We start from the raw sequence: 14,524 nt of genomic DNA on the forward strand, positions 1-14,524 counted from the left end.
GCGGCGCGTTCGCGTCCCCATTCGGGCACCGGAGCCGACCGCATGCGCACGACCGCCCTTGCCGCCCTGGTGCTGTTGGCCGGCCTACCGGCCGCCGCGCAGCAGGTCGCCGACCGCGACTACCGCCCGGACATCGCCGAACCGGCCTACCCGGCCGGCCAGGGACCGGTGCTGTGCCTGGACGAAGGCCACCACAACTTCCATACCCTGGACGGCCGCTACTGGACCTTCGGCGAACTGCTGCGCCGCGACGGCTACCGTGTGCAGCCGCTGCGCGCGCGCTTCGACGCGGCCGCGCTGAAGCCCTGTTCGATCCTGGTGATCGCCAACGCCCAGCCCAGCGACCGGCCCTGGAACGAATACCCCTCGCCCACGCCGTCGGCTTTCGCCGACGCCGAGGTGCGAGCGGTCAAGCGCTGGGTCGAGCGCGGCGGCCGGTTGTGGCTGATCGCCGACCACATGCCGCTGGCCGGCGCGGCCGCGCCGCTGGCGCGCGCGTTCGGGATCGAATTCACCGACGGCTTCGCCATGCCGGGCTTCGACGCCGACCCGCAGCGGCGCGCGGCGCTGTTCGCCGAGCCCACCGTGTTCCGCCGCAGCGACGGCACCCTGGCGGAACACGCGGTCACTCGCGGCGCCAACGCCGGCGAGGCGATCGAGCAAGTGCGCAGCTTCACCGGCCAGGCCTTCCGCCTGCCGCCGCGTGCCGAGGCGGTGCTGACGCTGCCGCCGGGCTACGTCTCGCTGCAGCCGGCGCAGGCTTGGCAGTTCCATGCCGACACGCCGCGCCTGGACGTGGGTGGCTGGTCGCAGGGCGCGGTGCTGCGCTTGGGCAAGGGCCGCGCGGCGTTCTTCGGCGAGGCGGCGATGTTCAGCGCGCAGCGCCAGGGCGCGCGGGGCGGACCGATGGGCATGAACGCGCCGGGCGCCGAACGCAATTACCAGCTCGCGCTCAACATCGCGCATTGGCTGTCGGGGCGCCTGGATGCGAAGCCCGACCATAAGGGCGCAGTTCCGTAGCGATTCATCGCCGCGCCGTTAGCCTCGGGCCGATGCCGTGACCGTCGCGGTTGCTTACCATGGGCGCGCTGCGCGCCCGCCGCGCGGCCTTTCCCTTCGCTGTACTTCTTCGTACGCCCCGCCGGAGTCCGCCATGTCCCGTACGCTGCCCCGCGCCCTCAGTCTGAGCCTGGCCCTGTGCCTGGGCCTTGCCGCCACCGCCGCCGTCGCCGGCCCCGAGGAGGACGAGCGCGCGCGCAACGCGGTGCGCGTGCTCGGCGACATCCAGCAGATTCCCGAATCGGCCATTCCCGACAAGCTGTTCGACGAGGCGCGCGCGATCGTGGTCGTGCCCGACACGCTCAAGGTCGGCCTGGTGGTCGGCGGCCGCCGCGGCCACGGCCTGGTCTCGGTCAAGAACCCCGACGGCACCTGGTCCAACCCCAGCTTCGTCAAGCTCACCGGCGGCAGCGTGGGCTTCCAGGCCGGCGTGCAGTCTTCCGACATCGTGCTGGTGTTCCGCGGCGAGCGCGGCCTGGACTCGATCGTCAACGGCAAGGTCACCCTGGGCGCCGATGCCGGCGTCGCCGCCGGCCCGGTCGGCCGCAGCGCGGCGGCGGCCACCGACGGCCAGCTCAAGGCCGAGATCTGGTCGTGGTCGCGCGCGCGCGGCCTGTTCGCGGGCGTGGCCCTGGACGGCGCGGTGCTGCAGATCGACGACCAGGCCAACCAGGTGGTCTACGGGAACGGCACCACCCCGCGCATGATCTTCGAAGGCCGCGCCGCGCAGGCGCCGTCGGAGTCGGTGGTGGATTTCCGCGACCGCCTGGAGGAAGCCAGCGCCGTGGCCCGCGCCAACCGCCAGGAGCCGGCGCGCCCGGCCACCGGCGCCACCGTCTACCGCGAAACCGGCGCCGCCCCGCCCGCGCAGGCCGCCGCGCCCGCGCCCGCGCCGGCCAGCACCCAGCCGGCCCCGGTCCAGACTGACGATCCCAACCAGACCAAGGTCGAACCTTTGCCTTAACGGCGCTCTCGGGGCCACCTGCGGAAACGTGGCCCCATTCACCTGCGACCCTGTCCGAAGTCACGAGCTCTGTCACAGGGCTTGCGGTATCCTCAGCGTCCCAACTTCGGCGGAATTCCTCATGGGCGGTTTGAGTCTCTGGCACTGGCTGATCGTGCTGCTGGTCGTGGTGCTGATCTTCGGCACCAAGCGCCTGAAGAACGTCGGCCAGGACCTGGGCGAAGCGGTGAAGGGCTTCAAGAAGGGCGTGCAGGACGAGGACAAGCCGGCGGCGCAGCTGTCGGACGAAACCCGCCGCGACGAGGCGGCACGTAAAGACGCCAACGCGTCCTCGCACAACGACGAACAGCGCTGAGCCCGCGTTAGCGGCTCACCCGGCGTTACCGGCGCGCGGTCATGTTCGACATCGGCTTCTCCGAAATCTTCGTCATCGCGGTCGTGGCTCTGCTGGTGCTGGGCCCCGAACGCCTGCCCAAGGCCGCGCGCTTCGCCGGCCTGTGGGTGCGGCGCGCGCGCGCGCAGTGGTATTCGGTGAAGTCCGAACTGGAACGCGAACTGGCCGACGAAGAGCTGCGCCGCAGCCTGCGTGAGACCCAGGCCGACCTGCGCGAGGCGCAGGAGAGCCTGCGCAACCAGCTGCACGAAAGCCGCGACCACCTGCAGCGCGAGCTGCGCGAGGCCGAACAAGGCGTGCAGGCGCTGGACCGCCACGACGAGCCGGCGCAGGCCGAACCCACCGCCGCCCCGCTGGACGCGCCGGCCGACGCCACCCCCACCGCGCCCGCCGATGAACGACGCTGACCCCCGCGCCGCAGCCGCCGACGAAGCCGGCGGCGCCGAACTGCGCCTGCTCGACCACCTGATCGAACTGCGCGCGCGCCTGCTGCGCGCCGTGGTCGGCCTGCTGATCGTGTTCCTCGCGCTGCTGCCGTTCGCGGCCGACATCTTCGCCCTGCTGGCCGGCCCGCTGCTGGGCAAGCTGCCCGACTCGGGCAAGCTCACCGCCTACGATCCGGCCGGCGGCTTCTTCGTGCCGGTCAAGCTGGCCTTCTTCACCGCGCTGTTCGTGACCGTGCCCTGGCTGCTGTACCAGGCCTGGGCCTTCGTCGCGCCCGGCCTGTACAAGCGCGAGAAGCGCCTGGCGCTGCCGCTGCTGGGTTCGGCGGTCACCCTGTTCTACGCCGGCTGCGCCTTCGCCTATTTCCTGGTGCTGCCGGCGGTGTTCGGCTTCCTGGTCAAGTTCACCCCCTCGGTGGTGGCGATGACCCCGGACATCGGCAAGTACCTGGATTTCGTGCTGGTGATCTTCCTGGCCTTCGGCGCCAGCTTCGAGCTGCCGGTGGCGCTGGTGATCCTGGTGCTGCTGGGCTGGGTCACGCCGCAGCAGCTGCGCGAGGCGCGCGGCTACGCGGTGGTGGGCATCTTCGTGATCGCCGCGGTCATCACTCCGCCGGACGTGGTCTCGCAGCTGATGCTGGCCATTCCGATGTGCCTGCTGTACGAGCTGGGCATATTGGCTTCGCGCTGGATCACGCCGCGCAGCGCGCCCAGCGAGTCGGCGCCGGAATAGCCGCAGCGGCGATCGCGCCGGCGTCGTTCGGCTGACGGGACGCTGCGATGCGGACCTGCGGCTTCGGCCGTTGCTGCAATGCAGCATAATGGCGGTCCCTGCCCCGGGACGTTTCGATGACCCACCCTCTTTCGCGACGCCAGGTCGCGCTGATCCTGTTCGCGCTGGCCATGGGCGGCTTCGCCATCGGCACCAGCGAATTCGCGGTGATGGGCCTGATGCCCGACATCGCGCGCGGCCTGGGCATCAACGAACCGCAAGTCGGCCATGCCGTCAGCGCCTATGCGCTGGGCGTGGTGGTGGGCGCGCCGCTGCTGGCGATCCTGGGCGCGCGCCTGCGCCGGCGTCCGCTGCTGCTGGCGCTGATGGGCTTCTACGCGCTGGGCAACGTGGCCAGCGCGCTGGCGCCGAGCTACCCGGCCATGCTGCTGTTCCGCTTCATCGCCGGCCTGCCGCACGGCGCCTACTTCGGCGTGGCCGCGCTGGTGGCCGCCGCGATCAGCCCGCCGGAACAGCGCGGCGTGGCGGTGAGCCGGCCGCTGCTGGGCCTGGCGATCGCGCTGCTGATCGGCAATCCGTTCGCGACCTGGCTGGGCCAGGTGCTGGACTGGCGTTACGCCTTCGGCCTGGTCGCGCTGATCGCGCTGCTGACGGTAGCCCTGGTGGCCAAGCTGCTGCCGGCCGATCCCAACGAACGCCGCCAGGACCCGATGCGCGAACTGCGCGACTTCAACCGCGCGCCGGTGTGGCTGGCGCTGGGCATCGGCGCGATCGGTTTCGCCGGCATGTTCTGCGTGTTCGGCTACCTGGCGCCCACCCTGATCCACGTCACCGGCGTGCCCGAATCCTGGACCCCGCTGGCGCTGATCGCCTTCGGCATCGGCGGCATTCTGGGCAACCTGGCCGGCGGCTGGCTGTTCGACCGCCTGCAGTTCCGCGCCGCCGCCGCGGTGCTGCTGTGGTCCACCGCCCTGCTGCTGGTGTTCCCGCTGGCCGCGCAGTCGCTGTGGTCGGTGCTGCCGGCGGTGATCGCCGTGGGCACCATGGGCGCGCTGGCACCGGTGCTGCAGGCGCACCTGATGGACGTGGCCGCCGACGCGCAAACCCTGGCCGCCGCGTCCAACCACTCCGCCTTCAATGCCGCCAACGCCTTGGGCCCCTGGCTGGGCGGCCTGGCCATCAGCGCCGGCTACGACTGGACCAGCACCGGCTACATCGGCGCGGCGACGGCGGTGGGTGGATTGCTGATCTACCTGTGGGCGCGGAAGGATTTGCAGCAGCGTGCGCCGGTGGGCGAGGCGGCGTGATTTTTTGCTGGGGATGCGGCGCGAGTTTGCAGCCCCGCGCGCCCTCACCCCAACCCCTCTCCCGTGAACGGGAGAGGGGCTAAAGCAGCAACCGCGTCGAATGCATCCCCTCTCCCGCTAGCGGGAGAGGGCTAGGGTGAGGGGATGAGCGCAAAGCGCGAATGCTCTTGATCGGGCACCGAACTCGCCGCCCCAATAGAAGACCCGAAGGGCGGCGCACAGGACGTGCGCCGTTTTCCGCTCGGGCAGGAGGCCCGATCGGAAAATCCCCGCGCGCGCTCCGATCTCGCAAGGGAGCTCTGGGGCAGCGTTTTTCTTTGGTCACTTTCTTTTGACGCTTATCAAAAGAAAGTTACCCGGCCGCTTGCGGACGGAAGCTGTTGCTGTTGCTTCAACCAGCACACCCACACACCTTCGCGAGTTCGGAGCTGATCGCGGCTCACGCCGCTCCTACGGAAAGCGCATCCCGCAGAGACCGCAGCGTTCGTCGTAGGTGCGGATTCGCGGTCGCAGCTTACGCAGCTCCTACCCCAAAGCCAGCGTCCGCGGCAGGAACGGTCAGGCCTCGATGTGGGTGTTCGACGACGGCGGCGGCGTGGGGGCGGCTTCGTCGCCGAAGGTGTCGCGCCAGGCCAGATAGCTGCCGCCGACCAGCACCACCAGCACCGCTGAACCGAAGGCGGCGTAGACCAGCAGCGACAGGATCGCGCCCAGCGCCGGGTGGATCAGCGCGCCGATCACACCGACCAGCAAACCCACCAGCGCTACCACCAGCGTGCCCGCCAGCATACCGGCCACGAACAGGCCGCTGGCCAGCAGGTTGGCGGCGATGTTGGACACCGACGCGCGCAGCGCCGCCTTCAGCGAATCGCCCACGCCCAGGTGCGAGAACAGGATCAGCGGAACGCAGAACAGCAGCAGCGCGTAGCTGAAATAATTGAACAGCAATTGCACCAGCATCATCAGCAGCGGATGCTGCGGCTCGGGCATCACCGGCACCGCGCCGTTCATGGCGTTGCGCATGGCGGTCATGTGGTTGGACCAGTAATCGTCGCCGGCCAGCACCGCCACCAGGGCCACGCCGATGGCCGCCAGCGCGATCTGGATCGCGCCCAGCAGCGCCAGCGGGCCGGCCTTGCGCGTGCGCAGCGGCGCGAACAGGTCGCGCGCGCGCACCGGACGGCCGGCTTCGGCCTCGCGGATCACGTGCATCAGCCCGCCCAGCAGGATCGGGAACACGAACACCAGCATCAGGAACAGCGCCGCCACCACCGGGAACAGCTGCTTGGGATCGGGCGCGGCGCCCTCGCCCATCGACGCCGCCACCGGCAGCATGAACAGCACCGCCAACGCGTACAGGGTGATGATGAACAGCAAGGCCGCGCCGAACACCGCGCGCGGATTGCGCGCGCCGATGTTGATCGCCTGCACGAACCACTGCACGCCCTGAGCGAGCGGCACCTTGCGAAGCTGGGTCATCCGATCCGTTCCTCTGTCTGCCTGCGGCTCCCGGCCGCATGGCGTTATCTGCTGTTGCGTTTGCAACGTCCCTGGCGTCAGCGGCCGTGCAGGCCGCGCGCGTGGTGGACGAAGCGCCGCAGCACGCGGCGCGCGTGCGGCGTGGCGGCGATGTCGCCGACGATGGTCTTGGGGCAACGGCCTTCGTTGCGCAGCGCGTCCTGGCGCGCGCGCACGTAACCGCGCATGTGCGTGGCGCTGAATTCGGGATGGAACTGCACGCCCCAGGCGCGATCGCCCCAACGGAAGGCGTGACAGGCGTCGTGCACCGAGCGCGCGAGCACGGTCGCGCCGTCGGGCGCGCGCAGCACGGTCTGCAGGTGCGTGGCCTGGGCGCCGAAGCGTGGCGGCAGCCCGGCGAACAACGGGTCGCTGCCGGCGGTGTCGTGCAGTTCCAGCGCCACCGTGCCCATCTCGCGGCCCTGCGGATGATCGCCGACCTCGCCGCCCAGCGCATGCGCGAGCAATTGGTGGCCGTAGCAGATGCCCAGCAGCGGCATGCCCGCGTGCGCGGCCTCGCGCAGCCACGCCGCGCTGCGCTCGCTCCACTCGGCGCGGTCGGTGACCATGGCGCCGGAGCCGGTGACGATGGTGCCGGCGAAGCCCTCGCGCGAGGGCAGCGCCTGACCGGCCTCGACGTTGACCGTCACCGCCTGGTCGCGCTCCAGCCCGGCGGCCACACGGATCCAATGCGGAAAGCCGCGATGGCGGCGCATCGAGGCCACCGGCTGACCGGTCTCGAGGATCAAGAAGGGGGCGCTGTTCATTCCTGCGGGGGCAATACCGACACGACTTCCGGAATTGTAGTCAATCCCAGCGCGACCTTTTCGGCCGCGGCCGCGCGCAGCGAACGCACGCCCTCGGCGGCGGCGGCGCGGTTGAACGCGGCCAGGTCCAGGTCGGGGCGGATCATCCGGCGCAGGCCGGGGGTGATCGGCAGCAGTTCGTAGAGGCCGACCCGGCCCAGGTAGCCGGTGCGACGGCATTCCAGGCAGCCCACCGGCGCCTGCGGCGCGGCCGGCGCCGGCGGCGCCTGGCCCGGGCCCAGCAGCGAGGCCCAGTCGCCCTCGCTGAGCTGGGTCGGCCGCTTGCAGTGCCGGCACAGGGTGCGCACCAGGCGCTGCGCGAGCACGCCGTTGAGGGTGGACGCGACCAGGTAGTGCGGAACGCCCAGGTCGAGCAGGCGGGTGATCGCCGATGCCGCGTCGTTGGTGTGCAGGGTCGACAGCACCAGGTGGCCGGTCAGCGCGGCCTGCACCGCCATCTGCGCGGTCTCCAGGTCGCGGATCTCGCCGATCATGATGATGTCCGGGTCCTGGCGCAGCAGGGTGCGCACGCCGCTGGCGAAATCCAGATCGATCGCCGGCTGCACCTGCATCTGGTTGAACTCGGGCGCGATCATTTCGATCGGGTCCTCGACGCTGCACACGTTCACGTCCGGCGTGGCCAGCTGCTTGAGCGTGGAATACAGCGTGGTGGTCTTGCCCGAACCGGTGGGGCCGGTGACCAGGACGATGCCGTGCGGGCGCTGCACCAGGTCGTTCCAGCCATCGGCTTCGCGCGCGCTGAAACCGAGCTGGTCGATGGATTTGAGCGCGGTGTCCGGGTCGAACAGGCGCGCCACGCATTTCTCGCCGAAGGCGGTGGGCATGGTCGACAGGCGCATTTCGACCTCGCGCCCGCCCGGCGAGCGGGTCTTGATGCGGCCGTCCTGCGGGCGCCGGCGCTCGGCCAGGTCCATGCGCCCCAGCACCTTGATCCGGCTGACCACGGCATTCATCACCGGCGGCGGCATCTCGAACACTTTGTGCATCACGCCGTCGATGCGGAAACGCACCCGGCCGATGTCGCGGCGCGGCTCCAGGTGGATGTCGGAGGCGCGTTGCTCGTTGGCGTACTGCAGCAACCAGTCGACGATGTGGACGATGTGGTGGTCGTCGGCGCCGACCTCGCCGACCCGGCCCAGTTCGACCAGCTGTTCGAAGCTGGGCATGCCGGCGGCGTGCTCGCGGTTGCCGTCGCGGGCGCCGCGCACCGAGCGGGTGACGCCGAAGAACTCCATGGTGTAGCGGTGCAGGTCCAGCGGATTGACCACCGCCAGCTCGATCTCGCGCCGGGTCAGGTGGCGCACGTCGGGCAGCCAGTCCAGGTCCAGCGGCTCGCTGGTGGCGATCAGCACGCGGTCGGCGTTCACCGCCAGCGGCAGGATGCGGTGGCGGCGCGCATAGGCGTGCGAGACCACCGCGGCGGCCGCGGGCACGTCCACCCGGGTCGGGTCGATGCGCAGGTAGCGCAGGCCGGTGACGCCGGCCAGCCATTCGGTCAGCCGCTCCAGGCCCAGTTCGGTGCCCGGCGCCTGGCCGGCGAGCTTGAGGTTGGCGATCAGCACCAGCGGGTGCACGTCGCTGGCATGGCGGGCACCGGCGGGCAGCTGCACGCGCTTGACGTCGGCCGGGCCGATCAGCCCGTCCTGGGCCAGGGCCGCGGCCACCCGCTCCAGGCTCAGCCGGCCCGGCGGCAGGCGCTGCGCGCCCGGGGCCGGTTCGGCGCCTGGCCGTGGTTGCCGCTGCGTCGCGTCCCCGTACGTACCGTTCACCAGAACCGCTCCTGCCTGCTCAGACACCGTGGGGGCGGCCGCTATACTAGCGCGCCCCGCGTAACGCACTCTTTGAACATGTCTGCGAATTCGCCCACGATCGCCGCCGCTGCGCCGACGTTCCAACAGCTGATCCAGCGCCTGAACGCCTACTGGGCCGAGCAGGGTTGCGTGCTGATCCAGCCGCTGGACCTGGAAGTCGGCGCCGGCACCTTCCACCCGGCGACCTTCCTGCGCGCGCTGGGTCCGGAGCCGTGGAACGCGGCCTACGTGCAGCCCTGCCGCCGTCCCACCGACGGCCGCTACGGCGAAAACCCCAACCGCCTGCAGCGCTACTACCAGTACCAGGTGGCGATGAAGCCCAGCCCCGACAACATCGTCGAGCTGTACTTCGACTCGCTCAAGGCGCTGGGCGTGGACCCGCTGGTGCACGACCTGCGCCTGGTCGAAGACAACTGGGAGTCGCCCACGCTGGGCGCCTGGGGCCTGGGCTGGGAGGTCTGGCTCAACGGCATGGAAGTGACCCAGTTCACTTATTTCCAGCAGGCCGGCGGCCTGGAGTGCAAGCCGGTGCTCGGCGAGATCACTTACGGCCTCGAGCGCCTGTGCATGTACCTGCAGAACGTGGACAACGTGTTCGACCTGGTCTGGACCTACGGGCCGGACGGCACCCCGGTGACCTACCGCGACGTCTACCACCAGAACGAAGTCGAGCAGAGCGCCTACAACTTCGAGCACGCCGACGTGGCCGAACTGTTCCACCGCTTCGATGCTTGCGAGCGCGAGGCGCTGAAGCTGATCGAACTGGGCCTGCCGCTGCCGGCCTACGACCAGGTCTGCAAGGCCAGCCACTCCTTCAACCTGCTCGACGCGCGCCGCGCGATCAGCGTGACCGAACGCCAGCGCTACATCCTGCGCGTGCGCCGCATCGCCCAGGGCGTGGCCGAGGCCTACTACGCGCAACGCGAAAAACTCGGCTTCCCCGGCCTCAAGCGCGACGCCGCGCAGGAGGCCGCGTGATGTCCGCCGCCATGCAGCCGCTGCTGATCGAACTGGGCACCGAGGAACTGCCGGTCAAAGCCCTGCCCGGCCTGGCGCAGGCCTTCTTCGACGGCGTGATCGACGGCCTGTCCAGGCGCGGCATCGGCTTCGACCGCGACGGTGCCAAGCCGCTGTACACCCCGCGCCGCCTGGCCGTGCTGCTCAAGGGCGTGGCCGTGGAGCAGCCCGAGCAGAAGTCCGAAGTGCTGGGCCCCTACCTCAACATCGCCCTGGACGCCGACGGTCAGCCGACCAAGGCGCTGCAGGGTTTCGCGGCCAAGGCCGGCATCGACTGGAGCGCATTGGAGAAGACCAGCGACGCCAAGGGCGAGCGTTTCGTGCACCGCGCGGTCAAGCCCGGCGCGCGCACCGCCGAGCTGCTGCAGGAGGTGATCGCCGAGGCCCTCGCCGCCATGCCCATCCCCAAGCCCATGCGCTGGGGCGCGCACGAGTACGGCTTCGCCCGTCCCGCGCATTGGCTGGTGGTGCTGCTGGGCAAGGACGTGGTCGACGCCCAGGTGCTGGGCGTGCGCAGCGACCGCATGAGCCGCGGCCACCGTTTCATGCACGACAAGTCGGTGTGGTTCAGCGCGCCGGAGGACTACGTCGAGTTCCTGCGCGGGGCCAAGGTGCTGGTCGATCCGGACGAGCGCCGCGAGCGCATCGTGCAGGAAGTGACCGCCGCAGCCGTCGCCGCCGGCGGCGTGGCGCGCATCGACGAGGGCATCCTGGAAGAGGTCAACGGCCTGGTCGAATGGCCCAAGGCCGTGGCCTGCGGCTTCGAGCACGAGTTCCTGGCCGTGCCGCAGGAAGCGCTGATCGCGACCATGGAAGCCAACCAGAAATTCTTCCCGGTGCTGGACGCGGCCGGCAAGCTCAGCGAGCGCTTCGTCGGCATCGCCAACATCGAGAGCCGCGACGAGGCCGAGGTGCGCAAGGGCTACGAGCGCGTGATCCGTCCGCGCTTCGCCGACGCCAAGTTCTTCTTCGTCGAAGACATGAAGCAGGGCCTGGCCTCGATGGGCGACGGCCTGAAGACGGTGAAGTACCAGGACAAGCTGGGCAGCGTGGCCGACAAGGTCGGCCGGGTGACCGCGCTGGCGCAGGACGTGGCGCAGCGCATCGGCGTGGACCCCGCGCTGGCGCGCCGCGCCGCCGCGTTGTCCAAGAACGATCTGCAGTCGCGCCTGGTCAACGAGTTCCCGGAACTGCAGGGCATCGCCGGCCGCTATTACGCCGCGGTCGAAGGCGAGCCGCTGGAAGTGGCCGCCGCGATCGATGAGGCCTACATGCCGCGCAATGCCGGCGACGGCATCGCGCCCTCGCCGCTGGGCCGCGCCGTGGCCATCGCCGAGCGCCTGGACACCCTGGCCGGCGCCTTCGCCGCGGGCCTCAAGCCCAGCGGCAACAAGGACCCCTTCGCCCTGCGCCGCAATGCGCTGGGTCTGGTGCGCACCATCATCGGCGGCGAGCTGGAATTGGATCTGCCGGCACTGATCGGCACCGCGCTGCGCGATGCGCAGTGGCAGATCAATGCGGTGGCCACGCTGGAAGCGTCGAACAAGAAGGGCGGCGCGCAAGTCGCCGGCCCGGCCTACGACGGCATCCAGCGCGACGAGCGCGGCCGCCTGCTCGCGTTCGCCGAGAACCAGCAGCGCGAGGTCTCCGCCGAGGAAGTGCAGGAACTGGTCGGCTTCGTGCTCGACCGCCTGCGCAGCTACTGCCTGGAGCAGAACGTGCCGGTACAGCAGTTCGAAGCCGTGGCCGCGCTGCGCCCGGCCTCGCTGCTGGACTTCGATCGCCGCTTGCGCGCGATCGCCGAATTCGCCCAACTGCCCGAGGCCCAGGCCCTGGCCGCGGCCAACAAGCGCATCCGCAACATCCTGAAGAAGGTCGAAGGCGAACTGCCCACGGCCATCGATCCGGCGCTGTTCGCGGTGGATGCCGAGCGCGAGCTGGCTTCGGCGGTGGAGGCCGCGGTGGCCGACACCGACCCGCTGCTCGCGCAGCGCGACTACGTCGCCGTGCTCGGCCGCCTGGCGCGGCTGCGCCCGCAGGTGGACGCGTTCTTCGACGGCGTGATGGTCAACGTGGACGATGCGGCCGTGCGCAACAATCGGTTGGCATTGCTCAAGCGCCTGTCGGATCGCCTGGGCAGCGTGGCGGCGATCGAGCATTTGTCGATTTGACGATGCGGGCGCTGCGGCGCTTGCGCGGCACGAGCGAACTCCATGGATTGCCCCCTTTGAAAAAGGGGGCTGCGGGCGCGCAGCGCACGCGGGGGATTTGCTCTTGCCTTTGCTGTTGCTTGCTCTAACGCTCAAAAGCAAATCCCCCCTACCGCCCAAAAAAGGGGGGAACAGCATGAGCAAATGGCTGCACACATGCGGTGCCGCTCTCCACAACACATCACGCGCGCTTAACGTCGCGCCCGATCGCCACGTGCGCGCAAGCAAGGCGCGCATTCGTTGGTTATCCTGACCGCATGCCCCCCGTCCCCCGCCTGATCCTCGCCGCCGCCCTGACCCTTGGAGCCGCCGGCGTGGCCCAGGCGGCCACCTTGACCACGGTGGAGATCCGCGGTCTGGACGAGGCCATGACCCTCAACGTGCGCACCTCGCTGGCGCTGGTGGACGCGATCGGCAAGGACGTGTCCGGCCGGCGCCTGGCCTACCTGCTGCGCGAGGCCGAGGACGAAACCCGCGAAGCGCTGGAGCCGTTCGGCTACTACTCGCCCACGATCAAGGTCGAAGACACCCGCACCGGCGGCAACGGCGCGCGCAACAACGCCGCCACCACCGCCGCGCCCACGGATGCGTCGGCCGTACCCGCGGCCGACGCGCCGCCCAGCGCCGCTGCCAGTACCGGCAGCGAGCCCGCGGCGCCGGCCGACAGCGGCGACCCCAACGCACCGCGCCAGCGCTCCAACGCCAAGGTCGCCGTGGTCATCACCGTCGACAAGGGCGAACCGGTGCGCGTGCGCCGCTCGGATGTGGCCATCCTCGGCGCCGGCAGCCAGGACCGTTACCTCAAGGAAGACCTGGCCGCGTTCAAGCCCGATGTCGGCGACGTGTTCGACCACGGCCTGTACGAAGCGGCCAAGACCAAGATCACCCGGCGCCTGGCCGAGCGCGGCTATTTCGACGCCGATTTCAGCTCGCGCCGGGTCGAAGTGACGCGCGCGCAGCGCGCAGCCGACATCGACCTGGTCTGGACCAGCGGCGAGCGCTACGACATGGGCCCGATCAGCTTCGAGCAGACGCCCAAGCGCATCATCCGCGACAGCCTGCTCGACAAGCTGGTGTACTGGGACCAGGGCAGCTATTACCACCAAGGCAAGCTCGACCGCTTCCGCGAATCGCTGGCGCGGCTGGACTACTTCGCCAGCATCGACATCGAACCGCAGCCGGAGAACGCGGTGGACGGCGAAGTGCCGGTCAAGGTCACCCTGACCCCGGCCAAGCGCAGCATCTACACCGCAGGCCTGAGCTTCGGCACCGACAGCGGCGCCGGCGTGCGCATGGGCGTGGAGCGGCGCTACGTCAACGACCGCGGCCACAAGGCGCTGGCGCAGGTGGACTGGGCCGAGAAGCGCAAGACCGCGACCCTGCAGTACCGCATCCCCGCGTTCGCCTGGCTGGACGGCTGGTACACCTTCAGCGCGCAGATGGCGGACGAACAGACCGACTACATCGACAACCGCCGCATCGAAATCGTCGCCAGCCGCAGCGGCCAGGTCGACCGCCATTGGACCGCGACCGCGTCGCTGCACGCGTTGCGCGAGCGCTGGGCCTACGTGGCCGACGACGACGGCGACGACACTACGCCGGTGCAATACCGCTACGCCACTTTCACCTACCCCTCGCTGCGCGCCGAGTACGTCGACGCCGACGATCGCATCTACCCGCGCGACGCCTTCGGCGCGACCTTCATGATCCGCGGCGGCCTGGAAGGCGCCGGTTCCGATGCCAGCTTCGGCCAGGCCCACGCGACCGCGCGCTGGTACCGCGGCCTGGGCGCGCGCAGCCGCCTGATCGCACGCGGCGAACTGGGCCATACCTTCACCAACGCGCTGATCGACATGCCGCCCAGCCTGCGCTTCTTCGCCGGCGGCGACCGCAGCATCCGCGGTTACGCCTGGCGCGAAGTCGGCCCGCGCATCCTGGGCAGCGACGGCAAGCAATACGCGGTGGGCGCCAAGAACGTGGCCACCGGCAGCATCGAGTTCGAGCAGTATTTCAACGACAGCTGGGGCGCGGCGGTGTTCGTCGACAGCGGCAGCGCTTTCGACGGCACGCCCGACTGGCGCACCGGCGTGGGCGTGGGTCTGCGTTGGCGTTCGCCGGTGGGGCCGCTGCGCGTGGACATCGCGCGCGGACTCAACGATCCCGATTCCGGCTTCCAGTTGTATTTGAACATCGGCGCCGATCTTTGAGCGCAAGCAACACCTGCAGCGCACTCTCTGGCTA

12 protein-coding genes are annotated in these 14,524 nt (G+C 70.3%); 9 read left to right on the top strand and 3 right to left on the bottom strand.

Features of this window, described 5'->3' with window-relative positions:
• The first annotated feature begins 42 nt into the window (after nucleotides 1-42).
• The 6 genes from DX914_RS15785 to DX914_RS15810 all read left to right on the top strand — a co-directional run bounded on the left by DX914_RS15785 (nucleotide 43) and on the right by DX914_RS15810 (nucleotide 4,900).
• Nucleotides 43-1,020 carry a DUF4350 domain-containing protein gene (locus DX914_RS15785; RefSeq protein WP_115860505.1) on the top strand — a complete coding sequence of 326 codons (978 nt, stop codon included), beginning with the start codon at nucleotides 43-45 and terminating at the stop codon, nucleotides 1,018-1,020.
• Between the two features lie 145 nt (nucleotides 1,021-1,165).
• On the top strand, nucleotides 1,166-2,023 hold the full coding sequence (locus DX914_RS15790) for a lipid-binding SYLF domain-containing protein (RefSeq protein ID WP_115861223.1): 858 nt from the start codon (nucleotides 1,166-1,168) through the stop codon (nucleotides 2,021-2,023).
• Nucleotides 2,024-2,144: 121 nt separating this feature from the next.
• Nucleotides 2,145-2,378, top strand: a complete 234-nt coding sequence (tatA, locus tag DX914_RS15795) for a Sec-independent protein translocase subunit TatA (protein WP_115860507.1) — start codon at nucleotides 2,145-2,147, stop codon at nucleotides 2,376-2,378.
• A gap of 41 nt (nucleotides 2,379-2,419) precedes the next feature.
• Entirely contained in the window at nucleotides 2,420-2,824 is a 405-nt protein-coding gene (gene tatB / locus DX914_RS15800; protein WP_115860509.1) for a Sec-independent protein translocase protein TatB, read from the top strand.
• A complete protein-coding gene (tatC, locus tag DX914_RS15805; protein WP_115860511.1) occupies nucleotides 2,811-3,593 on the top strand; it encodes a twin-arginine translocase subunit TatC in 783 nt (260 codons plus the stop codon). The genes tatB and tatC overlap by 14 nt, the downstream gene beginning before the upstream one ends.
• 116 nt (nucleotides 3,594-3,709) lie before the next feature.
• Nucleotides 3,710-4,900: an MFS transporter gene (locus tag DX914_RS15810; protein ID WP_115860513.1), complete on the top strand. Its 1,191-nt coding sequence runs from the start codon at nucleotides 3,710-3,712 to the stop codon at nucleotides 4,898-4,900.
• Between the two features lie 558 nt (nucleotides 4,901-5,458).
• On the opposite strand, the gene DX914_RS15815 is transcribed toward DX914_RS15810, so the two are convergent.
• The 3 genes from DX914_RS15815 to DX914_RS15825 all read right to left on the bottom strand — a co-directional run bounded on the left by DX914_RS15815 (nucleotide 5,459) and on the right by DX914_RS15825 (nucleotide 8,939).
• Nucleotides 5,459-6,379: a hypothetical protein gene (locus DX914_RS15815; RefSeq protein ID WP_115860515.1), complete on the bottom strand. Its 921-nt coding sequence runs from the start codon at nucleotides 6,377-6,379 to the stop codon at nucleotides 5,459-5,461.
• A gap of 77 nt (nucleotides 6,380-6,456) precedes the next feature.
• A complete protein-coding gene (locus tag DX914_RS15820; RefSeq protein ID WP_115860517.1) occupies nucleotides 6,457-7,185 on the bottom strand; it encodes a glutamine amidotransferase in 729 nt (242 codons plus the stop codon).
• Nucleotides 7,182-8,939 (bottom strand): GspE/PulE family protein, encoded by a 1,758-nt coding sequence (locus DX914_RS15825; protein WP_196778954.1) that lies wholly within the window; start codon nucleotides 8,937-8,939, stop codon nucleotides 7,182-7,184. Before DX914_RS15825 ends, DX914_RS15820 begins: the two co-directional genes overlap by 4 nt.
• A 153-nt stretch (nucleotides 8,940-9,092) precedes the next feature.
• Here DX914_RS15825 and glyQ point away from each other — a divergent pair, with 153 nt between their 5' ends.
• The 3 genes from glyQ to DX914_RS15840 all read left to right on the top strand — a co-directional run bounded on the left by glyQ (nucleotide 9,093) and on the right by DX914_RS15840 (nucleotide 14,490).
• The gene (gene glyQ / locus DX914_RS15830; protein WP_115860521.1) at nucleotides 9,093-10,034 is read left to right on the top strand and encodes a glycine--tRNA ligase subunit alpha; all 942 of its coding nucleotides are present in this window, start codon (nucleotides 9,093-9,095) and stop codon (nucleotides 10,032-10,034) included.
• Nucleotides 10,034-12,244 carry a glycine--tRNA ligase subunit beta gene (gene glyS / locus DX914_RS15835; RefSeq protein WP_115861225.1) on the top strand — a complete coding sequence of 737 codons (2,211 nt, stop codon included), beginning with the start codon at nucleotides 10,034-10,036 and terminating at the stop codon, nucleotides 12,242-12,244. Before glyQ ends, glyS begins: the two co-directional genes overlap by 1 nt.
• Nucleotides 12,245-12,540: 296 nt before the next feature.
• Complete coding sequence (locus DX914_RS15840) at nucleotides 12,541-14,490, top strand: autotransporter assembly complex protein TamA (RefSeq protein ID WP_231118301.1); 1,950 nt, start codon at nucleotides 12,541-12,543, stop codon at nucleotides 14,488-14,490.
• Nucleotides 14,491-14,524: the final 34 nt, after the last annotated feature.

Origin of the sequence: Lysobacter silvisoli, from assembly GCF_003382365.1 — a bacterium.
Lineage (GTDB): Bacteria > Pseudomonadota > Gammaproteobacteria > Xanthomonadales > Xanthomonadaceae > Lysobacter > Lysobacter silvisoli.

Excerpts from the sequence above, each read along its gene's own strand:
- DX914_RS15785 (WP_115860505.1), top strand. The coding sequence starts at position 43 with ATGCGCACGACCGCCCTTGCCGCCCTGGTGCTGTTGGCCGGCCTACCG.
- tatA (WP_115860507.1), top strand. The coding sequence starts at position 2,145 with ATGGGCGGTTTGAGTCTCTGGCACTGGCTGATCGTGCTGCTGGTCGTG.
- tatB (WP_115860509.1), top strand. The coding sequence starts at position 2,420 with ATGTTCGACATCGGCTTCTCCGAAATCTTCGTCATCGCGGTCGTGGCT.
- tatC (WP_115860511.1), top strand. The coding sequence starts at position 2,811 with ATGAACGACGCTGACCCCCGCGCCGCAGCCGCCGACGAAGCCGGCGGC.
- DX914_RS15810 (WP_115860513.1), top strand. The coding sequence starts at position 3,710 with ATGACCCACCCTCTTTCGCGACGCCAGGTCGCGCTGATCCTGTTCGCG.
- DX914_RS15815 (WP_115860515.1), bottom strand. The coding sequence starts at position 6,379 with ATGACCCAGCTTCGCAAGGTGCCGCTCGCTCAGGGCGTGCAGTGGTTC.
- DX914_RS15820 (WP_115860517.1), bottom strand. The coding sequence starts at position 7,185 with ATGAACAGCGCCCCCTTCTTGATCCTCGAGACCGGTCAGCCGGTGGCC.
- glyQ (WP_115860521.1), top strand. The coding sequence starts at position 9,093 with ATGTCTGCGAATTCGCCCACGATCGCCGCCGCTGCGCCGACGTTCCAA.
- glyS (WP_115861225.1), top strand. The coding sequence starts at position 10,034 with ATGTCCGCCGCCATGCAGCCGCTGCTGATCGAACTGGGCACCGAGGAA.
- DX914_RS15840 (WP_231118301.1), top strand. The coding sequence starts at position 12,541 with ATGCCCCCCGTCCCCCGCCTGATCCTCGCCGCCGCCCTGACCCTTGGA.